Origin of the sequence: Hymenobacter cavernae (genome assembly GCF_014641455.1) — a bacterium.
GTDB lineage: Bacteria > Bacteroidota > Bacteroidia > Cytophagales > Hymenobacteraceae > Hymenobacter > Hymenobacter cavernae.
In genome coordinates, this window is the sequence record NZ_BMHT01000004.1 from 30,025 (window position 1) to 55,894 (window position 25,870).

A 25,870-nucleotide genomic window follows, 5' to 3' on the forward strand; every position below is an offset into this window, starting at 1 on the left:
GCCTGCTACCGCATTCGCCGGGTTTTCCGGCGTGCGTAGGTTACTGTTTGCATTCACCGTTACGGTTACCTGCGAAATGGCACTCTGGGCACCTAGGTTATCCGACACAACCAGCCCGAACACGTAGGTGCCGGCTACTAAGCCGGTTACGGTAGGCGTAGCTACGGTTTTGCTGCTGAAGCCAGCCGTATTAGGTCCGCTCACCTGACTCCAGAGGTAGGAGCTGATGGTGCCATCCGAGTCGGTGCCGCTGCCGTTGAGCGTCAATGCGCTGGTGGGCAGCGTAATCGTCTGGGCCGCGCCGGCATTGGCTACGGGAGCAGCATTGGCACCCGCCGCCGAAACGCGCGAGTAAGCCGAAGCCGGAATAAGCTGTTTGGCGATGTTTGGTCCGGCATAGCTCACTTGCAGGTTCTGGCCGCCGTAGCCTTGCAGATAAGCCACGGTAAGGGCGTGGGTACCGGCTTTCAGACCGATGGTGCTGGCAATCTCCCGGTCGCCGTGCGCACCGTCGTTGTCCACCAGCAAGGTCGAACCCATATAAATACGCGAGCCGTCGTCGGAGTTCGAGTAGAAGGTATATTGGCCGTCCGTTGGTACCGTCACGTAGCCAATGAACTGCATAGCGTAGCCATAGTCGCGCAGAGCAGGCGTGAGAGCGGGCGTCGAGATGGTACCGGTTTTAGTTGGCGTAAGCGTGCTGAAGGCGGGCAGTAAATCCCAGTAGCCTTCGTAGTATTTGTAGTCCAGACCGGCCACGGCATTCGCCGGGTTTTCCGGTGTGCGCAGACCTGAGGCTGCATTCACCGTCACGGTTACCTGCACGGGGTTGCTGAGTGTACCTAGGTTATCAGCAACCACTAGCCCAAACACATAGGTGCCGGCTACCAGGCCGCTTACGTTCGGTGCCACCACGGTTTTGCTGCTGAAGCTGGCGGTGCTCGGTCCGCTCACCTGGCTCCAGAGATAGGAGTTGATGGTGCCGTCGGCGTCGGTGGAAGCCGCGCCGCTGAGCGTCACCGAGCTGGTGGGCAACGTAATCGTCTGGGCCGCGCCGGCATTGGCTACGGGAGCGGCATTGGGCCCCGCCGTCGAAACGCGCGAGTAAGCCGAAGCCGGAATAATGGTCTTGCCAAAGCTAGGTCCGGCGTAGCTCACATCCAGATTCTGGCCACCGCCATCCTGGAAGAAGGCCACAGTAATAGCATGCGTACCGGCTTTCAGACCAATAGTACCAGTTAGCTCCCGGTCGCCGTGCAAGCCGTCATTGTCGACCACCAACGTGGAGCCGATGTACAGGCGCGAGCCATCATCGGAGTTGGTGTAGAAGGTGTACTGCCCGTCGGTGGGCACGGTCACGTAGCCGCTGAACTGCATGGCATAGCCATAGTCGCGCTGAGCCGGGGTGAGCAGTGGAGCGGTGATGGTGCCGCTCTTGGTAGGAGTGAGCGTGCTGAAGGCGGGCAAGGCACTCCAGTAACCCTCGTAGTATTTGTAGTCCAGACCTGCTACCGTGTTGGTCGGATTCTCTGGCGTGCGCAGGTCCGCAAACGCTGCAGAGGCTGCCGCGGTGGGCAGGCTCATCTTGCTCGTAGCGGCAAGGGCGCGGGGTGCTTTTGGCTGGTACGTCTTGGTTACAGCAACAATAGCCCGGGCCACGAATGGGCGGGCTATTGTGGTAAAGCTAAACGCAACCGCAAAGAGCAGCGGGAGCAGTAAGTACAGAATGAGGGGCCTTCTACGGTGGTAGAAGTTGTAAAAAGGATGCATGAGGGTGTGGTTGGTAAAATCAGTTAATTGTACTCTGGATAAAAAAAAGTTTGTTCTTAGATGTTTGGGATAGAGCGAGTATACCTAGGTGGGATAGATAAAAGAGCAGGAGAGAGCAGGGTACTAAAAAGCGTTTTCGCTGCCTTTGGCAGCTTGGTAAACAGTAAGAAAAATGATCTTCAGATCGAGGAAGAACGACCAGTTTTTGATGTAGAAGATGTCGGCATTCACGCGCTTGGCCATAGCGGCAATTTCCTTGGTCTCACCACGGTGGCCTGATACCTGCGCCAAGCCCGTGATGCCGGGCATCACGGCGTGGCGCACCATGAAGTTGCTGATGACGCGGGCGTAATCCTCGGTGTGCTTGAGCATGTGCGGGCGCGGACCCACCACCGACATCTCGCCGCGTAGCACGTTGATGAATTGCGGCAGCTCGTCCAGGCTGGTCTTGCGCAGAATGGCACCCAGGCGCGTGATGCGGCTGTCGCCGCGGCTGGCTTGCTTGTGGTCGGCATCGGCACTGGTGCGCATGCTGCGGAACTTGAGGCAGTAGAACGGCAGCCCGTTTTTGCCCGTGCGCAGCTGCTTGAAGAACACCGGTCCTTTCGAGTCCAGCTTGATGAGCAGCGCAATCAACGGAATCAGCCAGCTCAGCAGAAAAATCAGCACCAGTGATGCGAAGAAGAGGTCGAACGCCCTCTTGCTAAAAGAGGGGTGATGTACAGCAGAATTAGCCTGAAGTGCGACCGAAGGGAGAGAGAGAACTTGGTCCATAGCTTAACAGTTACGTCATATTTTTTATAAACATAGTGTAAAACTATTATACCTGCAAAAATTTGTGCAAAAATTTATTGCAATAAGGCTATTGCTGCGGCCAGAGAAAAGCGTTTATCGCACTTATCCAAGTATTTATAGAAAGTAAGCTAGGATGCAAGATGTTGTCAGGCTTTGGACGACGACCAGGTACTGCCTCATCTTGGCTAAGGAGTAGCATACTGGCAAAAGACAGCAACGGGAGGTGGCAGTCTTGTTCAAAAAATAGCCGGTTTTCCCGCTCTCCGAACAGCCAGCAGCGGCCGTGTACGATCATAAAAAAGCCTCTGCCACAGGCGGAGGCTTTTTCTAAAAACATACCAGCAGAAAACGGATTGTTACCTGCGTCGCATACTTACGAAAAGCAAGAGGCAACCGGATTGCGCAGGGCAGTTGTAAGCAGAGTTTTTTCGGTTAACCTAGGTATGCCGGAGGTAGGGGGCTGCGCAGAGCGGTGGGTCATCGGACCACCCAGGGCATTGGAAAAGTTTACAACTGCCAGCGGCCGGTGATGTAAAAAGCTGGCTTGAAAAAATACCATTCGCCGTTCTGAGTAGCTCGCAGCAAACTGCGGAGTGTGCCGCCCGAAGGGAAGCAGAAACGAACCTGCTTTGTCCGAGGCAACGCTCTGGGTCTGAGGGCTCTAGATTGCCCGCGCTGGGGCATTGCCTAGGGTGCTCAGGGCCACTATAAGCTTTGTTTCAGCCACGCGTAAGCAGTAGCCAGCTCCTCGAACATGATGACGATAGGACGGGCTACGAATTGCAGCCGGGCATCAATAGCACGGCGGTTCGACCACTGCGGCGAGTAGACCCAAGCCACATAGCGCACACTTTGTTGAACCAGGCAATCAAAAAAATTCTGGTTCAGCACCTCCGCGGCTACTTCCCAGCTGCTGGTTACCTGGCTGCTGTCGTTGAGGATCTTTTTGCACTCCCAGGCTTGCAGGCAACGCAAAATCAGCTCGAAGCCGGTGCGAACGGTGGTCTTGTCATGGTCGCCTTTCCATTCAATATACAGCCACTCATTCGGGTTGTCGTAGGAGATGGTAAGAGCTTGAGTATCAACTAATTTTCGGAAGGGTTGCATCTTAAACGAATGCGCGCGAAGCGCTTCACTGAGGGAAAGAGCTGCTGTAGGCTATCAGCAGTAAGCGGGCAGATAAAGAGCAGGAAAGAAAGCGCGTGCTGGTAGGATAGAAGCTTCCCTGGTGAAGGTAAGCAAGCAGACGGAGTACGGCAAAAAAGCAACAATCAAAGACAAGGTAGAATCTTTGCCAGTTGTACTTAATTTAAATAAATTTGGATAACAGCCGGCTAGATTCTACGCAAATGTCAGAGAATGAGGTTAATCTTCGCACAGCATTATACAAAGGAAATCAGGTGCAGGCTGGTCGCTGGCTGTCTGAGTTCGTGCAGGAGCACTACGCCACGCTCAAACTCACGGTGAAGCAACGTGCCTCGCTCCTGGTTATCTGTCAAACGGTCGTGGTGAGCAATCAGTTTCTTACGCCCGGCGAATTGCAGCAGCAAGTTTTGTCCTGCCTAAGCTATATCGTTTAGCTCATTGATGAGCTATTGATAATCAGGATATTGTGCAAAAGTAAGCTTAGGGCTAGGCTCTGGTCGACGACCACGAAAAGCTAGGTCGGTATGGTTGAGCTGCGCCGCTGCTCGGTGTGGTGGCGTATCTTGGGCGCGCAACCGCCGTAAGCTGTTGCATTGTGTGCCTGCCTACTGCTCCCTCCAATGAAGATTCTGCTGGTTGAAGATGAACCCAAAGTAGCTGCCTTTCTGCACCAAGGCCTGACTGAACAGCACTACTCCGTCGACCTCGCGCCGGATGGCTTGGTGGGGTTGCGCATGGCCTTAGCCAGCAACTACGATCTGCTGATCTTGGATACGCTGCTACCTAGCCTCAGCGGGCTTGATGTGTGCCGGCAGGTGCGGGCCCAGAATACGGCGGTGCCCATTCTGATGCTCACGGCCCTGGGCGAGACCGACGACAAGATCCGGGGCCTCGACGCCGGCGCCGACGATTACCTGGTCAAGCCATTTGCTTTTCAGGAACTACTGGCCCGCATTCGGGCGCTGGCCCGGCGCCGCCAGGAAACGCCCGCTACTACTGCCGTTCTGCGCTTAGCCGACCTGACGCTGGACCCTTCCCGTAAGCTGGTGCAGCGCGCCGGACAGCCCATTCAGCTTACAGCTCGTGAGTTTGCGCTGCTCGAATATTTGCTGCGCAACCAAGGCCGGGTTATTTCCAGGGTTGATATTCTGGAGCAAGTCTGGGAAACTTCCTTCGATACGGGTTCCAACGTTATCGACGTGTACATCAACTTCCTGCGCAAAAAAGTAGATAAGGACTTCACGCCCAAGCTCATCCATACGCTCGTCGGCATGGGCTATGTTATGAAAGAGGAGTAGGAGAGTGTTGAGTATTAAAGGTTGATTGCTCAATAACCTGCCTTTTTCGATTCAACATTCAACCTCCAACGCCACCACCAACGTGGACCTAGGTTCGCCAAACAACGTCTTTTACAAGTCAACCTTTAACACTCAGCATTCAACACTTTAACTCATGACCATTCGCACGCGCCTGGCTTTGCAGTTTGCGGCTATTCTAACCGTGACGCTCGTGCTGTTTGCGTTGGTTATTTACTTTTTTTCTTATTTCTCGTGGCGTCAATACTTTACGGAAAGCTTGTTTGCCAGGGCCCGTATTGTAGCGCACGTATACCTGGATGGTACCAACCGTGCCGACGAGGCTAGCCGGGCTTCCTACCGGCGCTATCTGCGGCAGTTTTACCGCACCTTGCCCGAAGAAGAAGTGTACGTGTACAATGCGGCCAATAAGATTGTGTTTCGCGAGGGGCAGAATAAAGCCTTGCAAGTACCGGCTGAGCTGCTGAATGCGGTGCGGGAAAAAGGCCGGGAGGTAGTGATAGACCCTGATTACCGGCAAACCGTGGGCATGCTCTACCGTGACGCGGAGCGCGGCGACTTTGTGGTGGTGGCTTCTTCAATGGATGTTGACACCCGCGAGCAGCTGCGCCTAGAGCGTCAGATTCTGGCGGCTGGCTTGCTCGGTACGTTTATTATTGTGGGCATTGGTGGGTGGTTTTTTGCCGGGCAGGCCCTGCGCCCCATGAAGCGCATTGTGCAGGAAGTCGACAGTATTCGGGCGTCGGATCTGCACCGCCGCCTTTCGCAAGCTGATGGGCAGGATGAGGTGTCGCACTTGGTGCAGCGCTTCAACAGCCTGCTCGACCGCCTCGAAATAGCTTTTGCCGGCCAGCGCACCTTCGTGCGCGATGCTTCCCACGAGTTGCGCACGCCCATCACGGCTGTCATCGGACAACTGGAAGTAGCGCTGTTGCAGGAGCGTACGCCGGGCGAGTACCGGCGCGTGCTGCAAAGCACCCTTGACGCCGCGCGCTTACTGAAAGACCTCACCAACGGGCTGTTGCAGATTGCGAAAGTGTCGGACGACCCCTCGCAGGTGCCGCTTTCCCTGGTACGCCTCGACGAGCTGCTGTTGCAGGCCCACGAAGAGCTACAGCGCCGCCACCCGACCTGCCGCATTGACCTGGATTTTGGCGAGCTGCCTACGGCCGCGTCGGCGGTGCCGTTTGGGGTGCGCGGCAACGAGGCCCTGCTGTTATCGGCAGTGCTCAACATCTTGGAAAATGCCTGCAAGTTTTCGGCGGGTTGCGGGCAGCCCATTATGGCGGTACTCACCACCGATGGGCGCATCGTGAATCTGGAAGTGCGCGACCAGGGCGTGGGCATGAGCGAAGCCGACCGCCAGCAGGTGTTTGTGCCGTTCTTCCGGGCCGCAGCCGTGCGCAATGTGCCGGGGCACGGCATCGGTTTACCCCTGACGGCCAAGATCATGGAGTTGCACGGGGGTATAATATCCGTGGAAAGCGAGCTAGGTAAGGGCACGCAGGTGCGGCTGGAGCTACCCGCTATGTAGCCTCAGGCTATCAAGCATTCTGGGGCCGTAATAGGCTGAAAAGCTAGGTTATGACTTGTTTCAAGAGAAGAAAGAAAGGTCCTCCTTGCGCTTCTTGCGCTTCTTGCGCTGATCGGAATGAGGGTTAATGGAACAAGTTCTATTAATCAGGAGCAATTGGTGTCAGCTGCTTGGATAAGCAACAGACCTGACTTTTTGAGCTGTGCTTTCAGGATGATAGTAGCTGTTTTCTTGCCTGAAGGAGATGTGAAGTAGTTGCTTTTTTGGTTTATTTGTAATTGTAAGTCAATGTGTTATAGTTTTTAATTTCCTTTTAACTCTCTTTTAATTTGGTATTAACGATTGCCCCCTAGACTTGTATCATCTCATACTAAAAAAGACATTTCTGGAGGCGGCTACCAGTTTGAAGTTAGCTCTGCGACGATGATAAAGCTTCTCTGGTGCCACGCTACCATCGCCTGCAACATCATCTGCCTGGAGTAGCGCGGCGTTGAACAGGTTGCCCTTGTTGAATAGTAAAACCCACCCACGTACACCCCTACTCTAGCTGCCGGCGCGGCAAGTGCTGCTAAAAATGCGCTTATTGCCGCAAGCAGTTCTCATCTTCAAAACCAACTTCTGCACTAATGCAAGATATCTTTAAAAACAACCGCGAATGGGTAAAAGAAAAGCTGGCTGCAGACCCTGACTACTTCAACCGCCTGGCTAAGGGGCAGAAACCCCGCTACTTGTTTATCGGCTGCTCCGATTCGCGGGTATCCGCCAGCACGATTACCGGCACCGGTCCCGGCGAAATGTTCGTGCACCGCAACATCGCCAACCTGGTTGTTCACTCCGATATGAACCTGCTGAGTGTGCTGCAATATGCTGTGGAAGTGCTTGGCGTACAGGATATTATGGTAGTAGGGCACTACGGCTGCGGCGGCGTAGCGGCAGCAGCGGCCGACAAGCAATATGGCCTGATTGACAACTGGCTGACGCACATCCGCGACGTTATCCGGCTGCACGAAGCCGAGTACCTGCGCATCAGCGATGAGGACGCGCGCCTGCGCCGCCTCGTGGAGCTGAACGTGATTGAGCAGGTGCGCAACCTGGCCAAAACCAACATCATCCAGAATGCGCGTAAAGGCCCAAACCCGCCGCGCCTGCACGGTCTGGTGTACGACATCCGCGACGGATTGCTGCACGATCTGAAAGTGGAGTCGGAGCTGGAGGAGTACGCCTACATCTACAAGACGAAGGCCCCGGCCGTGGACACTGCCGAAGCGCCAGAAGGTCAAGAACAAACAGCATCGGCAGCTTCCGAAACAGAAGAAGCTGTTGCAATGCATCAAGCTAGCTAGCATCACGTTCAGCCTAGACTGAGGGGAAAGGGCTGACGTGTTAAAACCACCGGAGACAGTTGTTTTCGGTGGTTTTTTTATGCCCAACTTTCCCGTCACGATACAACGAGCAACGCATGAGTTCGTACCATCGGTTGTACCTAGGTTGTATCAACTGATGAAAGCAATTTATTTTGAAGGCTACGGCGAAGCCGACGTGCTGCGGTACGGCGACCAGCCGAACCCTGAGCTGAAGCCCGACCAAGTGCTGGTCGCCGTGCGCGCCAGCAGCGTTAATCCCGTCGATTGGAAAATCCGGCAGGGCCACCTGCTGCCCGTCACGGGCCTGAGCTTCCCCAAAATTCCCGGCCGCGACATTGCCGGCGACGTGGTAGAAATCGGCGCGGCCGTAACCCGCTTCAAGCCCGGCGACAAGGTGTTCGGGATGCTGAGCGACGGCCTGGGTGGGGCCAACGCCGAACTCGCAGTACTGGCGGAAGAAGTGGCCGCCCATATGCCACCGAGCCTGAGCTACCAGCAAGCCGCGGCGGCGCCGCTGGCGGCCTACACGGCGCTGCAAGGCCTGCGCGACGAAGGTGGGTTGCAGCCCGGCGAGAAAGTGCTGATCAACGGGGCTTCGAGCGGCGTCGGCTCCTTTGCTGTGCAGATTGCTAAGGCCTTAGGCGCGGGAGAGGTGACGGCCGTGGTGGGCGCCAAGAACGTGGAGCTGGCCAAGGACCTAGGTGCCGACCACGTTATCAACTACAAAGAGCACGATTTCACGGCCGACAAAGACCGCTACGATGTCATTTTTGACGCTGTGGCTACGAGTACCTATTCGGCCAGCAAAGACAGCCTACGCGCGGGCGGCCGCTACGTGACGACGGTGCCCAACCCCAAGGACGTAATCAGTGGGCCCGCCTCCCTGCTCACAGAGAAGAAAATGAAAGCTGTATGGGCGCAGGCCCGCGGCTCCGACCTGGCTTTGATCGGTGAATGGCTGGAAGCCGGCAACGTGAAACCCCTGATTGACAAATCGTTCCCCTTGGCCGACACGGCCGAAGCCCACCGCTACAGCGAAGAAGGTCACGCTGTTGGCAAGATCGTGCTGGTAGTGGAGTAGAACCTAGGTCATAAAGTTGTTGCCACCTCGACAGTACCTTTTCTAAAAGGCCTAACGTATTGTCTGTGTTCATCATCCAACTTTCTCACAGCATGGAACAGCCTATTTCGCGGAAAGCGCACGGAGTTGCCGATTTGAGTTACATACCTATGGTTCTTGCTATGCCCAAGCTGGCTGGCTTCGAAGACGAAAAGACCGCCGTTACGATGACGCGCGTGCTGGCCGGAAACATCCTGACCGTTGGCCTATTCACGCGGGCCGAATGGGGTGTCTTCAAGAAGATACCGTTCAAGACGCACCTCATCCTGGACATTGCCGCCGGCGTGCTAGCGGCTGGTGCTCCTTGGCTGCTAGGTTTTTCTAAGAATAAAGCCGCTCGCAACGCCTTCCTGGCGCTGGGCGCAATAGAGATTTCGGCTGGTTTGCTCTCGAAGCCAGAGGAGATGCCAAAATACCGCGACTAATCCTCCCGACTTCAGCGAAGTCCAACACAAAAAAACGGCCTTGTAGTTGTTCCGGAAGGAACCGCTACAAGGCCGTTTTTTGTGCAAAAATCTAGGTCGTTGCTACGCCGCTTCCTCTTCCTTCAACGACTGCATGTCGATGATGTGGCGGTAGCGCACTTCCTTATCCAGCAGATCATCAAAGGCTTTGTTGATGTCCTGCATCCGGATCATCTGCACTTCGGGCAGGATGTTGTGCTCGGCGCAGAAGTCGAGTACTTCCTGCGTTTCGCGGATGCCGCCGATGATAGAGCCCGCCACCGAGCGGCGGTACGTGGCCATGTCCATGTTGTTGAGCGGCTTCTTGTACTCGCCTAGCAGTCCCACGGCCACGATGGTGCCGTCCAGGTTGAGCAGCGACACGTAGTCGTTGATGTCGTACATATCCGGAATGGTGTTCAGGATGAAGTCGAACGTGGCTTCGTGCTGCTTCATAGCCGCCGAATCGGTTGAGAGCAGCACCTCGTGCGCGCCAAAGGCTTCGGCATCAGCCTTCTTGTCCTTGGAAGTGGTGATGACCGTCACGCTGGCGCCCAAGGCTTTAGCTAGCTTCACGGCCATGTGACCTAGGCCACCTAGCCCCACGATGCCCACCTGGTCGCCGGCTTTCACCTTCCAGTGCCGCATGGGCGAGTAGGTGGTAACGCCCGCGCACAGAATCGGCGCGGCCTTGCTGATGTCGAGACCATCCGGGATGCGCAGCACAAACGACTCCTTCACGGTGATATTGGTGGAGTAGCCGCCGAAGGTGTTGGCGCCGCTGCCGTCGGGCTTCATCGGGCCGTTATAGGTGGCCGTCCAGCTCACCGGACCCTGGCAGTAGTTTTCCTCGCCGTGCTTACACGGCTGGCACTCGCCGCAGGAATCGACCATGCAGCCTACGCCCACAATGTCGCCCACCTTGAACTTGGTTACGGCGCTGCCAATCTGGGAGATGCGGCCCACAATCTCGTGGCCCGGCACGCACGGATACACTGTGTTTTTCCAGTCGTTTTTCACCTGGTGCACGTCGGAGTGACACACGCCGCAGTACAGGATTTCAATATGAACTTCGTCGCCCTGCGGCAGGCGGCGCTCAATTTCCATGCGCTTCAGGCCATTGAAGATGGAGTTGGTGGCGCCGTACGCGGGCGTTTTGATGGTTTCGACGGTGGCAGTGGCTTCGGCGGTGTTGGTTTCCATAGAAGAGGTTGGTTTTGGAGGGTGAACAGCGTGCTTTCCGGCCAAAAGCCAGAAAATCAGCACGCTATTGAAGCTTACGGCTGGGCCTTGCTGGGAGTTAATCGACCTGTAGCACGCACTAGCTAGCTTCTGTATACCTAGAAACTTCAACCGCCTCTTTCGCTTTTTCAACGACTGAAAACACGAATCCAGCTTAAACCTCGACTAATCAGGATTGTAAAATTGCCTTGATTATGTACGCCGCAACCTAGGTCAGAGACCCCGCAAAATGGGGAACCGGGCCTGAATGAACATGTAGACTCCATAAATAACCAACCCTAAAGCTACTATTCCTAATACATCCGGGCTCATGGCTTCCAGCGCCTGAAAGCAACCTTCCGTGTCACGTATCTCGTTGACGTTGGCGTGTTGAGCAGCCATGAAGCAGAAATATCCCATGATGAGCAGCACCACGCCGCGGGCACTGTAGCCTACCTGCCCCATGCGGTACACGAGCCGGCGCTGGGCGTAGGAGAAAGGGCTGTGCTGCACATCGGTATCGAACTTGCCCGACCAGGCCCGGTAAACCTGAATTGCGCCGGCACTCAGCACAACCAAACCGACCAGCGCCAGCAATTCTTGCCCGTATTCGTGGTGCAGCACACTCCGCAGGGCCGATCGACTAGCATCATCCTCACGAGGCAAGCGACCATACCAAGCTATTTTAGCCGCGTAAAAAGCCAGCATGGCGTAAAGCAGTCCGCTAAACACATAGAAGCCCCGGAAGGCCAAGCCTTTGGCAGCGGCTCCTTGTCTTTCCGTATCGAGCAAGGCTTGGGCAAGGCGCCACGCCACGTACCCCAGCAGGCCGCCCGCCACAAGCCACAGCAAAACCTGCCCCAAAGGCATGTGCTGAATGGTCTGGAACACTTCCTGCTGATTGGGCGTGTCGCTGCCCCGCACACCTAGGGCAGCCATCGTGGCGAGCACGCCCAGCACCAAGTAGACAAACCCAATAGAAGCAAAACCAACCCGCGCCCAGGCTTTAAGGCTCGCCGCAGGAGAAGGTAGAATAGTCGGAATAGAGGTGGTAATAGATTCCATTACAGTAGAAAGACGGTTTCTTACGCAAGGGGAACCTAGGTAGGTTATCCCGTAAACGTCGGCCGCTGGCGAAATCGTTAGGTTTACCTAGCTGCTAAAGCACAGACTATTGCTCGGCCGAATTTGCAATTCGGTCGTTGGGAGCTGTGGATTTGCAATCCACGAGTTGCTTGAGCAACTCACGTGGCTCTGTGCTACTAGGTTGTTCTGCCGGGGGATTATAAATCCGGCTGAGCGAGGAATTCTTATGATCGTCTCTCTTTTTCGTGAGGCAAATGGGCTCACTGTTAACTAGCTTCTGTACAATGCTCGTGAACCTAGAGGAAGAACAGTTTTTACTTGCTTACACTATGAGTAACATCTCGGAGCGTTGCTACTACGCTGGCTGGATGCAAGGGCTTGAATATGTCCTCTATCAGGCGCTACATACCGGCCCACGGCGTTATGGCCACTCAGAAATATCTGTTGAGGATATTACGGCATTAACACTGCTGTCAAAAAGAGGTCAATGTTGGATCTACATGGATGATAAGACAGAAGAAACAGCAATCAACCTTGAACTGTGGCATCGTAAATACACGGTTGATGTGGCTAGTAATCCGCTGCTTTTGCAAGGCTGAGAACCCAGCCTGAAAACGACTTTTTCTCGTCGTATCTTTGTTGATTCCTTGCTGAGCTAGCTCAGCAAAATCATTCAATCAGCAACACCCTGCGATTTGAAAGTTTGCATTGCCGAAAAGCCTAGCGTCGCCCGCGAAATTGCCCACGTCATCGGTGCCAACCGGAAGATGGACGGCTACTTTGAGGGCAACGGCTACCAAGTCACCTGGACCTTCGGGCACTTCTGCCAGCTGCGCGAACCCGAAGACTACCGCCCCGAGTGGAAGCGCTGGAGCATCCACGACCTGCCCATGGTGCCCGAGAACTTCGGCATCAAGCTCATGCGCCGCGACGACGGCGTGGTGCGCCAGTTCAACGTTATCAAGAACCTGCTGGCCAACGCCGAAGAAGTCATTAACTGCGGCGACGCGGGGCAGGAGGGAGAAGTTATTCAGCGCTGGGTGCTCACCGAGGCCAAGTACCGCAAGCCCTTCAAGCGCCTCTGGATTTCGTCTTTGACGGAAGAAGCCATTCGCCAGGGCTTCCAGAACCTGCGCGACGGCGCCGAGTTCGACCGCCTCTACCAGGCCGGCAAGAGCCGCGCCGTGGGCGACTGGCTCCTGGGTTTGAACGCCACGCGCTTGTTCACGCTCAAGTACGCCGCCGGCCAAAAGCAGGTGCTTAGCATCGGGCGGGTGCAAACCCCAACCCTGGCATTGCTCGTGGACCGCTACCACGAAATTCAGAACTTCAAGCCGGAGCCGTACTGGGTGTTGCGCACCGAGTACCGCGGCACCATGTTCAGCCACGTCGCGCCGCCCAAGAAAAGCAAAGCCGACGACGATGAGCCCGATGAAAAAGCTAGGTTGAAGGCCCGCGGCTACTTCGTGAGCGAGGAAGAAGCTAAAGCGGCCCTAGCTGCCGTGCAGCCCGCGCCGCTCACCGTAACCGGCGTCGAAATCAAGAAAGGCTACGAGTCGCCGCCGGCGCTGTTCGACCTGACCTCGCTGCAAGTGCAGTGCAACAACCAGCTAGGTCTATCGGCCGAAGACACGCTCAAGACGGTGCAGAGCCTTTACGAAAAGAAAGTAGTGAGCTACCCGCGCGTCGACACCACCTATCTGCCCGACGACCAGTACCCCAAGATTCCTGGTATTCTGAAAGGCCTGGGTGCGTACCACAGCCTCACCGCGCCGCTGTTGGCCGATAAAATCCGCAAATCGACGAAGGTATTTAACAACCAGAAAGTCACCGACCACCACGCCATTATCCCGACGGGTGCCAGCGCCAACGGCCTGGGTGGCTACGAATCAAGCGTGTACGACATTATCGTGCGGCGCTTCCTGGCGGCTTTTTACCCTGACTGCGAAGTGTCGAACACGACCGTAACGGCCGAAGCCGCCGGCTATCCGTTCCGCGTGCGTGGTCGACAAATTCTGAATCCTGGCTGGCGTGTGGTGTACGGCGACCCGGCTGCGCAGCAAGCACCCGCCACGCCGAAAGCCGGCACTGAAGGCGATGATGACGTGGTGAACACCGTGCTGCCTACCTTCGAGAAAGGCGAGAGTGGCCCGCACAAGCCGCGCCTCGACCAAAAAGTGACGCAGCCTCCGCGCGAGTACAGCGAAGCTATGCTGCTGCGCGGCATGGAAACCGCCGGCCGCAACATCGACGATGATGAACTGCGCCAGGCCATGAAGGAAAACGGCATTGGGCGACCTAGCACGCGGGCCGCTATCATCGAAACGCTGTTCAAACGCGGCTACATTCGGCGCGATAAAAAGAAGATCGTGCCCACACCAACGGGTGTTGAGCTCATTGGCCTCATTCGCAACCCCACGCTGAAATCGGCGGAGCTGACGGGGCAGTGGGAGCGGAAGCTGCGCCAGATCGAAGCTGGCAACCTGGATTCGGACCAGTTCCTGGGCGAGTTGAAGACGCTGGTGCGCGAAATGGTGCTGGAAGTGAAGCAGGACGGCTCGCGGCGTTCTATCACCGTTGGGGCACCGGAAGTAGCAGCCACGGCTGCTGCTAAAGGTGGCTCACAAGCGCCTGCGCCTAAGCCAGCTACGCCCGCTATTCCGGGCAGCCTAGGTCCATGTCCAAGCTGCGGGGCGGGGCACATTTTGCGGGGCAAAACGGCGTTTGGCTGCTCCCGTTTTCGGGAGAACTGCCAGTTTCGGCTGCCGGCCGACTTTGAAGGCAAGAAGCTGACGGATAAGCAGGTAAGTGCGCTGCTCACCAAAGGCCGGACGCCGGTTATTAAAAGCTTCGTGGATGATGCCGGCGCCAAGTTCGACGCGGCCGTGCGTCTCACGCCGCAACACAAATTGGAGCTGGTGCGCGCCGCCGAAAGCAAGCCGACCACGCCGCAAGACCCCGGCGTGATTCCGTGCCCCGTGTGCAAGCTAGGTACCATGCTGCGCGGCAAAGCGGCCTGGGGCTGCTCCCGCTTCCGCGAGGACTGCCAGTTTCGGGCGCCGTTTGAGTGGGGCGGCAAAACGCTGAGCGAGGTGCAGATGAGCCAATTGCTACGCAAAGGCAAGACCGGCGTCATTCGCGGCTTCTTGTCGCAACGGACGGGCGCGCGCTACGCGGCGGCCTTGCAAATCGGCGCCGATGGCCATATTGAACCCGTGTTTGAGAAGGAGTAAGCCGGCATTGTCCTGTAATAGGAATGGATTATAACAATGCCTAGCTTAGCTGTAGCAGATCCGGGCTTTTGTAAAAAACGTAGGTAAGTTTATTAAGAAGGGCTGTACTTTTGCTTGTGCTAACGGTAGTTGGTACGCACCAAATAGGGTTATACAACGGTGTAGTCTAGCATAATCAATCACTACGCAAAAATGAGTTACCTACGAGAAGAGCTTTATCAACTACAGAAAACAGATAGTGGGATTTTTGACTTTATTCAAGAATCTTCTTTAGGCGGGCTCTGGTATTGGGACTTGGCTACTACGCGCAACAAGTGGGCAAGTTCTAAATTCTGGAAAATAGTAGGCCACGAAACCGAAGCCTGGCACACCGTTTTGAGCCAGGAAGATCTGGCCGCTATTGAAGCGCATACGGAGGCATGCATCGCCAATCAGTCGTACAGCTACACGCAGTTGGTGCGGTGTACCCACCAGAACGGCACCAACGTCTGGCTGCATTGCTCCGGGCTGGTGCTCCGCGACATGGCCGGGCAGCCCTACCGCATGCTAGGTGTGCTGCTCGACATCACCAGGCAGCGCAACGAAGAAGTGTACACCCAGGAGCTGGCCAGCCACTACGGCTCGATCCTGAGCAACCAGTCCGTCTACATCATCAAGACCGATGCGCGGGGCAACTACACCTACGTCAACGATTTCTTCTACGAGCGTTTTGGCTACGATAGTAAGATCATCGGTACCAACTCGTTAGAGAGTATTGTTGAAGAGGACTGGGCCAAATGCCTGACCGTGGTGGGACAGTGCTTTGCGCGGCCGGAGGTGCCGCAGCAGGTTATCCTGCGCAAGCCTTACAAAGACGGCACAATCAGGTCCAATCACTGGGAATTTAAGGGCGTGCTCAACGGCGAAGGGCAGGTGGGCGAAATCCTGTGCGTGGGCTACGACGTAACGCTGCTGCTCGATAATCTCGAACGTTCGAAGCGGCTGCTGGAACTCACCAAGCAGCAGAATACGCGCTTGCAGAACTTTGCCTACATCATCTCGCACAACATCCGCTCGCACTCGGCCAACCTCACGTCGTTGGTGAAGCTGATGCAGAATGCTAAGAGCGAGGAGCAGGCCGCCATGTTTTTGCAGATGCTGAAAACCAGCACCGACAAGCTGGCCGAAACCATTGTGAACCTCAACGAGATAGTGACGGCCAACAGCACCTTCAACCAGCCGCGCGAGCCGCGCCTGCTGAGGCTGGAAGTCGACAAAACCTTGCAGGCGCTGAATATCCTGCTGCACGAAAGCCAGGTGACCGTGACGAACGACATTGCGGCCGAAGTGACGGTGAATGTGGTGCCCGCGTACTTGGATAGTATTCTGCTGAACCTGCTCAGTAATGCCGTCAAATATCGCTCGCCGGATGCGGCGCCCACCATCGCCATCGGCTCGTATGAGCAAGGCGAGTACACGGTGCTCACCATCACAGACAATGGCCTAGGTATCGACCTGACGCGCAACCGCAGTAAGGTATTCGGGATGTACAAAACATTTCATAACAATGAAGACGCCCGAGGCGTTGGACTCTTCATTACCAAGAATCAGATCGAAGCGATGAATGGTAAGATTGAGATAGAAAGCGAAGTGGGAGTGGGTTCAACTTTTAAAGTCTATTTTAATGAGAGCATTCAATCTGATTTATATAGTTGAAGACGACCTGATTACATCCACTATAACGGAGCTGATCGTCAGTCAGAACGATGCTTTTGGGGAGGTGAAGAAATACATGAATGGGCAGGAAGCGTTCAATGCGCTTCAGGTGGTGGCGCAGCAGCCCGCCGCAATTCCGGATCTGATTCTGCTGGATCTGAACATGCCGGTGATGGATGGGTGGGAGTTTCTGGAGGCTTTTTCCTCCTTGTCCTTGCAAAAAACCGTGTGCGTGTGCGTGCTGACGTCTTCCATCGACCCCGACGATATTGAGAAGTCGAAGCGCTATGCGGAAGTGAAAGGCTATTTCACCAAGCCGCTGGACGGCGACATGCTCAACCAGATTGCCGGGCTGGCAACCTAGGTAGGTTGTCCGTCCACGTTCAACGCCACACCAAGCGAAGTTGTCACTTCGTGCTACCTTCGCTGCTTATGGCTTCCAACCTCTTCACTACCCGCCTGCTGGGCTACCTCGTCGGTCTGGTGCCGCTCGTGGCTTTATTGCTGTTATTCCGCCAAGCCATTCCGCAGACGCTGGCGCTGGGCCTGTCTACCGGCGGCACGGTGGTGTCGGTGTGGGTGCAGCAAGCCGCCCGCAAGCGTCACCCCTACAACTTCAGGGACCCCGGCGAGTGGTGGGCGCTGGGCGTGTACGCGGCACTGGTAATAGCCATAATTGTGCTGGTGCAGCTTTTCTGGCAGTAACACGTAGGCACTCGAAAAGCTAGGTTTATGAGTGTCGCGCACACCTTGACAAAACTGTTGCTGCCAGGTTTATTTCTGGTCCTGGCGTTTTCTGTCAAGGCGCAGCTCCAGTCGATTATTCCGCAGCTTGTTATTCCGAGTGACGTTGATTCGCTGCGTACGGTGGCAGACGTAGAGGTGTGGATTGTGCAACACGAGCCGAGAAAGAACTACTTCTATCCTAGGTTCCTGGTTGATACCACATTGATACAGTTCGGTCTTGCCTGCCAGAAGCAGTGTGCCAAGCTGCTAGTCGAGCCGTGGGTAAAAGCTGATTTCGACGGCAACGGGTATGCTGATCTGCTGGTGTTACGTCGCAGAAGCTCTAAGTGGACCGAAGGAACGGAGCCGTGGCTATTTATGAACTACGGCAACCAGCAGTGCGAGCCCCGAAGACTGTACGGACGAGGACAAGGGCATTGTGAGCAGCCAACTGTCATCCGGCTGGAAAACAGACCAGCCATTGTCTACTTTCACGCCGTAACTCCTCTCAATAGTCAACCGGGGAATCTGGTGTTGCCATCAGTGCTTCAGCTAGATACGTTAGTGTTCCAACACGGGGCCTTTATGGAGTACAACCGGCATCCAAGTAAGCATCAGCTTGAGAAGATAGAAATAGCGAGCGGGTTGCACGACTATGATACCGCCACTGAAATCACCATTTTAGCGGATCGGACGGCTATTTATCGGCAGCTAAAGGACTATGGGGCTTGGGGGCCGTTTTCGTCGCCGCGGCCGGTTGGCTCCTTCCAGGCAACCGTAGATACGGTAAGCTTCAACCGGATTCAGCGGGTGCTCCAAATAATTAGGCTGCGAAACGCAACCGTGAGCTATACAGTCAATTGGACTGACGCAGGAACCGAGCATCTGCGCGTTAGCTACGATCAGGATAAAGTATTTGAAGTTGAGGATTGTGGGGAGCAGGGCACATTCGGCCTCAACCATCTTTACTCTTTGTTGTACAAACTACGCGAGACGCAGAAATGGCGCCCTATAAACGACAACAATGACACCCCAACTCGGTAAGATACTGGTTCTGATTGGCCTGGGGGTGGTGCTGCTCGGGGCTTTTCTCTGGCTGGGTGGCGGCAGCTGGCTCAGTTGGTTTGGCCGCTTGCCTGGCGATGTGCGCGTAGAGCGGCCGGGCTTCCGGCTCTATGCGCCATTCGGTTCGATGCTGCTGCTCAGCTTGTTGCTCAGCCTGATTATGTGGCTGGTGCGGCGGTTTGAAAGCTAGGTTTTTACCCGTTCACGGCCGGAGTCAGCGCGTGTTGTACCGACACCGTTTCTCCATACTGCACGATGTTTTCGATCATGCCGCGGAAGATGATAAAGTGAAACGGCACCAACGAGTACCAGTAAAGCCGCCCCGCCAACCCGTGCGGACGAAAAGCGGCCAGCTGCTCCAGCCGGTGGCTTCCATCTTCGTTATCCAGAATGCGGAATTGCAGCCATGCCTCGCCGGGCAGCTTCATCTCGGCGTAAAGCAGCAAACGGCGGCTGGTACGGTCGGCCACGAGTACGCGCCAGAAATCGAGTGGGTCGCCGGCGCGGAGCTTGGTAGGAGAGCGGCGGCCGCGGCGTAGCCCCACGCCACCCACAAACTTGTCCATGAGCCCACGGATGCGCCAGAGCCAATCCACTTTGTACCAGCCTCTTTCGCCGCCAATGCTCCACACGTTGCGCTGTACCTCATTGGGGTCGCGGGTGAAGCTGAGTACCTGCCGGTTCGTGAGCACGCCGTGCTGCGGAATCTGCACGAAGTCCATGTAGTTTTTCTTGATGACGCCGCTGCTCAGCGCGTCGCTCCAGCTGCTGATGACTTCGTTCTGCTCGATGCGCGAAAAAGCTAGCTCCAGGGCTTCGCGGTAACTCATGCACGCGTGCGGCACGACGGCTTGAATGCTGCGGCCAGCATCAGCCACGGTGTCATTACGCAGACTCTCCACCAAGCTTTGCGCCAACGAAAAGGTGGTACGCGTCACCAGAAACAGCCACCACGACGACAAACGCGGCGTGAGCACCGGCACCGTGATTATGTAGCGCCGGTAGCCGCGCACCTCCGCCAGCCCGAGCAGCATCTGCTTGTAAGTCAGTACATCCGGCCCGCCGATGTCGAACTTCTGGCCAAAGCAAGCGGGGTTGTCGAGCACGGCCGTGAGGTAAAACATGACGTCGCGAATACCGATGGGTTGGCAGCGCGAGTTGAGCCAGCGCGGCGTCACCATCACGGGCAGCTTCTCCACCAAATCCCGGATAATCTCAAACGACGCCGAACCCGAGCCAATGATAATGCTGGCCCGCAGCACCGTCAAGCTAGCTTTCGCGGCTTGCTCCAACACCGATTCTACCGCCTTGCGCGAGCGTAGGTGCGCCGAAAGCCCTTGGTCGTTCACGATGCCGCTCAGGTAGATAATCTGCCTGGCGGTGGCCTGGTCCAGATAATCAACGAAGTTCTGCGCCGATTCCTGCTCCGAGCGCACGAAGTCCTTGTCGTGGCCGCTCATGGAATGCACCAGGTAGTAAGCGGCATCCAGGTCGCGGGGCAGGTCACGCAGGGAGCTAGGTTGGAGCAGGTCGCCCTGCGCCACGGTCACGCGGGCGCGCAGACGCTCAGGCAGTTCGAAGCGACGCGGGTCGCGCACCAGGCAAACCACCTCGTGTTCGGCCTCCACCAGCAGCGGAAGCAGGCGTTGGCCGATGTAGCCATTGGCACCAGTGAGCAGGATTTTCATGGGCGGGCGAAAAAGGATGTACGTTGACAACCAGTTGGGATGCCGTTAGTTAGAAGAACACTTCATCAGCCCACTGCGCATTTGGCTAATATTGCAGCCGCTTTCCTTCTTACTTTCCGTCGAATTGCCTTATGAAGTCGTTGCCTATCACTTCCCGTTCCTGGCTCTGGTTGTTTCTGCTGGTGCTGGGGCTAGCTTTTCTGGTGAACATCGGCAGCTGGGGGCCGCTGGAAAGCAGCGAGGCGCGCTACTCCGAGATCGGGCGCGAAATGCTGACCGGACAAGACTGGTTGCACCCGCGGCTGCTTGGTATTCAGCACTTTCACAAGCCGCCACTTACGTATTGGCTGGTGGCGGCTGGCCTAGGTGTGTTCGGCGCGGATGCGGCGGCCGTACGGATTTTGCCCATCCTGGCCGTACTGTTGCAGATTTTACTGGTGTATGGCCTGGGTCAGCTGCTATTTCGTGGCGACCGGGGCCGGTCGTTGGCGGCGGCCATCATCTACGGCACGCTGCCCGTCGTGCTGATTTCGGCGCTCAACGTGACAACGGATGCGTACCTGGCCACGCTAGAGCTGGCGGCTACTTATGGCATTCTGCGCTACTACTATACGGGCGGCGCGCGGTGGCTGTACTTGTTTTGGATTGGGTTAGGGCTGGCTTTCCTGACCAAAGGTCCGGTTGGCTTTGTGCTGCCGCTGATGGCCGTTATTGGGTTTTACTTCAAGCAAGGGCAAACCCGCCGGCCGTTCACCCAGCATCACGCCCTAGGTACTGTGCTTTTTGTGCTGGTCGGTTTGAGTTGGTATCTGTACTTAGTGGCTGAAAATCCGGCCTTTGTGCGCTACTTTCTCTTTGAGCATACTGTGGAGCGCTTCGCCAACGCGGCCACCTTCAATCGCGCGAAGCCGTGGTGGTTTTATGTGGTGCTGGCACCCGCCACGAGCCTGCCGTGGTCGGTAGCCTTGATTAGCCAAGCCGTGCGCACACCCTGGCGCGACGTGCCGCAACAGTGGCGCAACGTGCTTATTTTCTGGGTAATACTGCCGCTCATCTTCTTCTCCATCTCCAAGTCGAAGCTGCTGCTTTACGTGCTGCCGATTTTTCCGGGGGTGGCGCTGCTGACCGTCTACTACCTAGGTCGCCTCACCGACGCGGTGCTGCACCACTGGTACGTGGGCATCATCACGTTTTATGGCTTTCTGCTGGCGATGCTGTGTCTGTTGCCGGTGATGGTGACTGTCTTTCCGCAGCTGCCATTGGAAATGAGTCCGCTCACGATTATCTGGCCGGCTGCGGGCGTCGTGGTGATGGTGCTGCTGCTTACGTTCTGGGAACAGGTGCGCGTCGCGCCGCGCATTTTGGCGGCTACGGTGGTATTTACCGCCACGCTGCTGCTCACGGCCAAGCCCCTCATGAATCAGAATGAGCTAGCTTTCAACGGCAGCCGACCGCTGGCGGAATTTCTGCGCGCGCATCACCTCACCGACCGGACTGTGTTGGTATACAATGAGTTGCTGCCTTCCCTGGCGTTCGAGCTAGGCAAGCTGCCGGTTTCACTCTACGACGGCAACGAAAGCCTTCACCGCGAAACGCAATTCGAAGCCGACGAAACGTGGCGCCGTAACCTCATCATCCTGCCCGACTCGCAGCAAGAGCCGTACCTAGGTAGCTTGCTCGTGCAGCATCCGGCGCTCCTAGTAAAAGGTGAGCTAAAAGAAGAGCGCAAGTGGATGCTGCGCTATTTCACGCAACAGGAAACCTTGGGAAAGTGGACGATCTACTGGTAATATCTGAACCACGGATTCGGACGGATTACACGGATTTTTGTGGACGATTCGGTTCTGTCCTCATCTCTTAATCCCGATTACAGTTTAAAACAGAAAAGCCTTTCCACAAGCGGAAAGGCTTTTTTGCTGACCAGAACCTAGGTTGTTACTCGTCCACAAAATCTGTGTAATCCGAAAAATCCGGACGAATCCGTGGTTCAGACAATAAGCTAGGCATAATACGCCGGCGCTTTCTCTCTCAAATTATAATGCGACGACATAACCTCGCCATAAGCACCGGCCGAGCGCAAAGCAATCAGGTCGCCGCGCTTGGTTTCGGGCAGCAGCACTTCCTGGCCGAAGCGGTCGGAGGACTCGCAGATGGGGCCGACCACGTCGTAAGGCTGCACGGAGCCTTGGCTGCTCAGGTTCTGGATGTGGTGGTGGCTGCCGTAGAGCGCCGGGCGAATCAGCTCGGTAAGGCCCGCGTCGAGGATGGCGAACTGCGTTTGCTGGCTGCGCTTCACAAACAGCACCCGGCTGATAAGCGTGCCGCACTGCGCCACCACCGCGCGACCTAGCTCCATGTGTACCTTCTGGCCGGGGCGGCGCACAAGGTGCTGCTGGAAAGTGCGGAAGTACGTTTCGAAGTCCGGAACCGGGTTTTTGTCGGGCGTTTGATAGTCAATACCCAGGCCGCCGCCCACGTTGAGGTGGGGCAGGGAGTAGCCCTGATCCTGAAGCCAGTCTTGCAGCTCGTTCAACTTCTGGCTGAGTTCCCCGAACACACCTAGGTTCGTAATCTGCGAGCCAATGTGGGCGTGCAGGCCAACCAGCTCCAGGTTGGGCAGTGAAGGCAGCTGCGCCACCACGGCCGGCAAATCGGATAAGCTAATACCGAACTTGTTGGCTTCCAGACCCGTCGTGATATAGTGGTGGGTGTGCGCGTCCACGTTGGGGTTTACGCGCAACGCCACGCGGGCACGGCGATTCTGGGCGCCGGCCAGCTCATTCAGCACTACCAGCTCCTCCACCGACTCCACGTTGAAGCACCAGATATCGGCGGCCAAGGCTAGGTTCAGCTCCGCATCCGACTTGCCCACGCCGGCAAAGACAATGTCTTGCGGGGCAAAACCGGAGTCCAGAGCGCGCTGCACTTCGCCGCCGCTCACGCAGTCGGCACCCAGGCCGTGCTGCCGGATGCGCTCCAGCATGGGCAGGTTGGCGTTGGCTTTCAAGGCATAATGCACGTGAAAGTCGCGGGGCTGAGCGGCTTGTTGCAAAGCCGTCAGGGTTTGCTCTAGCAGGGCTAGGTCGTAGTAATAAAAAGGCGTAGGGCGCGAGGCAAACTCCGCCGGCAGTGTGAAGGACATTCGGATAAAGCAGCGTAAAAACCGCGCGAAGGTACGGCACGCAGCGCGGTAAACAGCAGGGAAGTAGCGGCCGGTTTACGAATCTGCGCCGATTTTAAGGGGCTTATCGAGCAGAATACAAAGTCTGCCCGACAGGATTGGCCACCCACCTAAACCTGGTCGCAAAGCGCAGGGCATCCAAAAAATATAGTCTATGATTATTAAAAATCGGCTATTACCTTTGCGCCCATTCAATCTTTCTGACCAAAGGATTGTTTTTATACAGAGGCGTGGAGAGACAGGCTCGACGAAACGCCGACAACCCCCGGAACATCCGGAACGGTGCCAAGTCCTGATTATATAAAAACAACACAGCCGTGAAACTCTTGCTGACCCCCGCTGCCTATCCCACCACCTCTGCTTCCGTACAGCATGGATGTTGTGGCATGTGTATGGCCGGGCTCATGCGGTTTTAGTAACGTTTCGCGCATCATTTCCTCCTTTTCTTGGTTTATACACTGGTAATAGCCATTGAGGCTTAGCCAGACGTACAGCAGTAGCCACTTACAAGTTGGCAAACAATCAGGCCGGCCCGCTGGCCCTACTGCAAAACCGAGGCTAGCCCTCCAGAATCCTTGATTTCTTCTAATTATGCAACTACTATCTGAAGACCGGGTCAACGACCTGCGTCAGGAATTAGCCGGACGTAGTGCAGTTGAGATACTCACCTACGCCGCTTCTCTTTTCCCCGATAAAGCCGTTTTTTCGACTTCTTTTGGCATTGAAGACCAGATAATTAGCCATCTGATCTTTACCAATGATCTGCCGGTCAAGGTTTTCACGCTCGATACGGCGCGCAACTTCCAGGAAACTTACTCCACCTGGAACAAGACCCTGTTGAAGTACGAAAAGCCCATTGAAACGTACTTTCCGGACCAGCAAAGCATCCAGGAGCTGATGCTCAAAAAAGGACCGAACAGCTTCTACGAAAGCGTAGAAAACCGCAAAGAATGCTGCTACATCCGCAAAGTAGAGCCCCTGAACCGGGCGCTGGCGGGTCAGCAATTGTGGTTCACTGGCATTCGCGCCGAGCAGTCGGCGAACCGCCAGGAGATGCACCCGGTGGAGTGGGACGAAGCGCACCAACTCATTAAAGTACACCCGCTGTTTGACTGGACTTGGGACCAATGCTGGGACTACGTGCGTGAGCACGGCATCCCGGTGAACCCGCTGCACAAGCAAGGCTTCGTGAGCATCGGTTGCGCACCCTGCACCCGCGCCATTCAGCCCGGCGAAGATTTCCGCGCCGGCCGCTGGTGGTGGGAAGATCAATCGGCCAAGGAGTGCGGCCTGCACACGCACGGCACCCACGACGGCCCCGACCCGGTGGTGGAGCCGATAACCAGCACCACACCCACGCCGAGCAATTAAGCTGATTTGTCATTCCGAGCGATGCGAGGAATCTGAGTGAAAACCTAGGTATTGACCCAGATTCTCACGCTGCTCGGAATGACAACCTACTCTTTCTGAAAGTAACGAATCATTTCATGAGTACCTCTCATTTAGATTACCTCGACCGCCTGGAAGCCGAAGCAATCCACATCATGCGGGAAGTGGCCGGACAGTTTGAACGTCCAGCCCTGCTGTTTTCGGGTGGCAAAGACTCTATCGTGCTGACGCGACTGGCGGAAAAGGCCTTTCGGCCAGGGCGGTTCCCGTTCCCGCTGGTTCACGTTGATACGGGCCACAACTTTTCGGAGGTGCTGGCCTACCGCGACGAGCTAGCAGCCCGCCTAGGCGAAAAGCTGATCGTGCGCAAGGTGGAGGACACGATCAAGCAGCGCGGCCTGCGCGATGCTACCGGCAAGTTTCCGAGTCGTAACCCTTTGCAGACCTACACGCTGCTGGACGTAATCGAAGAGTTTGAGTTCGACGCCTGCATCGGTGGCGCCCGCCGCGACGAGGAAAAGGCCCGCGCCAAGGAGCGCATCTTCTCCGTCCGCGACGAGTTTGGCCAGTGGGACCCCAAGCGCCAGCGCCCCGAGCTGTGGAACATCTACAACGGCAAGATTCAGAAGGGTGAAAACGTGCGCGTGTTCCCCATTTCCAACTGGACCGAGCTGGACGTGTGGCGCTACATTCAGCGCGAAAATATAGCCCTGCCTAGCATCTACTTCGGCCACGAGCGCGCCTGCGTGGTGCTGCCCAGCGGCCAACTCCTAGGTTTGAGCGAACATCTTCAGCTGGATGAAACCGACGAAATCGTGAAGCGCCAAGTGCGCTACCGCACCGTCGGCGACTCGACCTGCACGGCGGCCGTGGAGAGCAACGCTAGCACCATCGACGACATCATCGAAGATCTGCTACTCGCCAAAGTAAGCGAGCGAGGCGCCACCCGCCTCGACGACAACATCTCGGAAGCGGGCATGGAAGACCGCAAGCGCAACGGCTATTTTTAAAGTGGTGAGATGGTGAACTAGTGAGATGGTGAGTGGATAACTGGACTGCATCAGTGCCTCTGCTTTGCTTATCTCACGCTTCACTTTC

At 56.3% G+C, this 25,870-nt stretch carries 23 protein-coding genes and 1 riboswitch; of the genes, 16 read left to right on the forward strand and 7 right to left on the reverse strand.

Annotation, left to right across the window (positions count from 1 at the left end):
* The 3 genes from IEX74_RS11450 to IEX74_RS11460 all read right to left on the reverse strand — a co-directional run.
* On the reverse strand, nt 1–1,770 hold a 1,770-nt coding region (locus IEX74_RS11450; RefSeq protein ID WP_262892035.1), incomplete at its 3' end, for a PKD domain-containing protein.
* Nucleotides 1,771–1,893: 123 nt separating this feature from the next.
* The gene (locus tag IEX74_RS11455; protein ID WP_188814140.1) at nt 1,894–2,544 is read right to left on the reverse strand and encodes an exopolysaccharide biosynthesis polyprenyl glycosylphosphotransferase; all 651 of its coding nucleotides are present in this window, start codon (nt 2,542–2,544) and stop codon (nt 1,894–1,896) included.
* Nucleotides 2,545–3,270: 726 nt separating this feature from the next.
* Nucleotides 3,271–3,672 carry a hypothetical protein gene (locus tag IEX74_RS11460; protein WP_188814141.1) on the reverse strand — a complete coding sequence of 134 codons (402 nt, stop codon included), beginning with the start codon at nt 3,670–3,672 and terminating at the stop codon, nt 3,271–3,273.
* Nucleotides 3,673–3,914: 242 nt separating this feature from the next.
* Between IEX74_RS11460 and IEX74_RS11465 the strand changes: the two genes are divergently transcribed.
* The 6 genes from IEX74_RS11465 (at nt 3,915) to IEX74_RS11490 (ending at nt 9,470) form a co-directional block, all read left to right on the forward strand.
* A complete protein-coding gene (locus tag IEX74_RS11465; RefSeq protein WP_188814142.1) occupies nt 3,915–4,145 on the forward strand; it encodes a hypothetical protein in 231 nt (76 codons plus the stop codon).
* Nucleotides 4,146–4,331: 186 nt separating this feature from the next.
* Nucleotides 4,332–5,009: a response regulator gene (locus tag IEX74_RS11470; protein WP_188814143.1), complete on the forward strand. Its 678-nt coding sequence runs from the start codon at nt 4,332–4,334 to the stop codon at nt 5,007–5,009.
* Between the two features lie 154 nt (nt 5,010–5,163).
* The gene (locus IEX74_RS11475; RefSeq protein WP_188814144.1) at nt 5,164–6,561 is read left to right on the forward strand and encodes a sensor histidine kinase; all 1,398 of its coding nucleotides are present in this window, start codon (nt 5,164–5,166) and stop codon (nt 6,559–6,561) included.
* A gap of 626 nt (nt 6,562–7,187) precedes the next feature.
* A complete protein-coding gene (locus IEX74_RS11480; RefSeq protein WP_188814145.1) occupies nt 7,188–7,904 on the forward strand; it encodes a carbonic anhydrase in 717 nt (238 codons plus the stop codon).
* Between the two features lie 157 nt (nt 7,905–8,061).
* Nucleotides 8,062–9,006: an NAD(P)-dependent alcohol dehydrogenase gene (locus IEX74_RS11485; RefSeq protein ID WP_188814146.1), complete on the forward strand. Its 945-nt coding sequence runs from the start codon at nt 8,062–8,064 to the stop codon at nt 9,004–9,006.
* 161 nt (nt 9,007–9,167) lie between these two features.
* Entirely contained in the window at nt 9,168–9,470 is a 303-nt protein-coding gene (locus IEX74_RS11490; RefSeq protein ID WP_188814147.1) for a hypothetical protein, read from the forward strand.
* A gap of 102 nt (nt 9,471–9,572) precedes the next feature.
* On the opposite strand, the gene IEX74_RS11495 is transcribed toward IEX74_RS11490, so the two are convergent.
* Nucleotides 9,573–10,691: an NAD(P)-dependent alcohol dehydrogenase gene (locus IEX74_RS11495; RefSeq protein ID WP_188814148.1), complete on the reverse strand. Its 1,119-nt coding sequence runs from the start codon at nt 10,689–10,691 to the stop codon at nt 9,573–9,575.
* 252 nt (nt 10,692–10,943) lie between these two features.
* Nucleotides 10,944–11,774 (reverse strand): DUF1206 domain-containing protein, encoded by an 831-nt coding sequence (locus tag IEX74_RS11500; protein ID WP_188814149.1) that lies wholly within the window; start codon nt 11,772–11,774, stop codon nt 10,944–10,946.
* Nucleotides 11,775–12,079: 305 nt separating this feature from the next.
* Between IEX74_RS11500 and IEX74_RS11505 the strand changes: the two genes are divergently transcribed.
* From IEX74_RS11505 to IEX74_RS11535, 7 genes are all read left to right on the forward strand, one after another.
* A complete protein-coding gene (locus IEX74_RS11505) occupies nt 12,080–12,394 on the forward strand; it encodes a hypothetical protein (protein WP_229755231.1) in 315 nt (104 codons plus the stop codon).
* Nucleotides 12,395–12,490: 96 nt separating this feature from the next.
* A complete protein-coding gene (locus IEX74_RS11510) occupies nt 12,491–15,028 on the forward strand; it encodes a type IA DNA topoisomerase (protein ID WP_188814151.1) in 2,538 nt (845 codons plus the stop codon).
* A 192-nt stretch (nt 15,029–15,220) separates the two neighbouring features.
* On the forward strand, nt 15,221–16,723 hold the full coding sequence (locus IEX74_RS11515; RefSeq protein ID WP_188814152.1) for a sensor histidine kinase: 1,503 nt from the start codon (nt 15,221–15,223) through the stop codon (nt 16,721–16,723).
* Nucleotides 16,692–17,087: a response regulator gene (locus tag IEX74_RS11520; RefSeq protein WP_188814153.1), complete on the forward strand. Its 396-nt coding sequence runs from the start codon at nt 16,692–16,694 to the stop codon at nt 17,085–17,087. The genes IEX74_RS11515 and IEX74_RS11520 overlap by 32 nt, the downstream gene beginning before the upstream one ends.
* A 68-nt stretch (nt 17,088–17,155) precedes the next feature.
* Nucleotides 17,156–17,428, forward strand: coding sequence for a hypothetical protein (locus IEX74_RS11525; RefSeq protein ID WP_188814154.1), 273 nt, complete (start codon nt 17,156–17,158; stop codon nt 17,426–17,428).
* 27 nt (nt 17,429–17,455) lie between these two features.
* Nucleotides 17,456–18,493, forward strand: a complete 1,038-nt coding sequence (locus IEX74_RS11530; RefSeq protein WP_188814155.1) for a hypothetical protein — start codon at nt 17,456–17,458, stop codon at nt 18,491–18,493.
* On the forward strand, nt 18,474–18,704 hold the full coding sequence (locus IEX74_RS11535) for a DUF2905 domain-containing protein (protein ID WP_188814156.1): 231 nt from the start codon (nt 18,474–18,476) through the stop codon (nt 18,702–18,704). The genes IEX74_RS11530 and IEX74_RS11535 overlap by 20 nt, the downstream gene beginning before the upstream one ends.
* Nucleotides 18,705–18,708: 4 nt before the next feature.
* On the opposite strand, the gene IEX74_RS11540 is transcribed toward IEX74_RS11535, so the two are convergent.
* Entirely contained in the window at nt 18,709–20,202 is a 1,494-nt protein-coding gene (locus IEX74_RS11540; RefSeq protein WP_188814157.1) for an SDR family oxidoreductase, read from the reverse strand.
* 131 nt (nt 20,203–20,333) lie between these two features.
* Here IEX74_RS11540 and IEX74_RS11545 point away from each other — a divergent pair, with 131 nt between their 5' ends.
* Nucleotides 20,334–21,992 carry an ArnT family glycosyltransferase gene (locus tag IEX74_RS11545; RefSeq protein WP_188814158.1) on the forward strand — a complete coding sequence of 553 codons (1,659 nt, stop codon included), beginning with the start codon at nt 20,334–20,336 and terminating at the stop codon, nt 21,990–21,992.
* Between the two features lie 209 nt (nt 21,993–22,201).
* On the opposite strand, the gene lysA is transcribed toward IEX74_RS11545, so the two are convergent.
* On the reverse strand, nt 22,202–23,344 hold the full coding sequence (lysA, locus tag IEX74_RS11550; RefSeq protein WP_188814159.1) for a diaminopimelate decarboxylase: 1,143 nt from the start codon (nt 23,342–23,344) through the stop codon (nt 22,202–22,204).
* 254 nt (nt 23,345–23,598) lie between these two features.
* Nucleotides 23,599–23,690: riboswitch (SAM riboswitch) on the forward strand.
* Between the two features lie 284 nt (nt 23,691–23,974).
* On the opposite strand from lysA, the gene IEX74_RS11555 reads away from it, so the two are divergent.
* Nucleotides 23,975–24,754, forward strand: a complete 780-nt coding sequence (locus tag IEX74_RS11555; RefSeq protein ID WP_188814160.1) for a phosphoadenylyl-sulfate reductase — start codon at nt 23,975–23,977, stop codon at nt 24,752–24,754.
* Between the two features lie 116 nt (nt 24,755–24,870).
* The gene (cysD, locus tag IEX74_RS11560) at nt 24,871–25,782 is read left to right on the forward strand and encodes a sulfate adenylyltransferase subunit CysD (RefSeq protein ID WP_188814161.1); all 912 of its coding nucleotides are present in this window, start codon (nt 24,871–24,873) and stop codon (nt 25,780–25,782) included.
* The last annotated feature ends 88 nt before the right edge of the window (nt 25,783–25,870 follow it).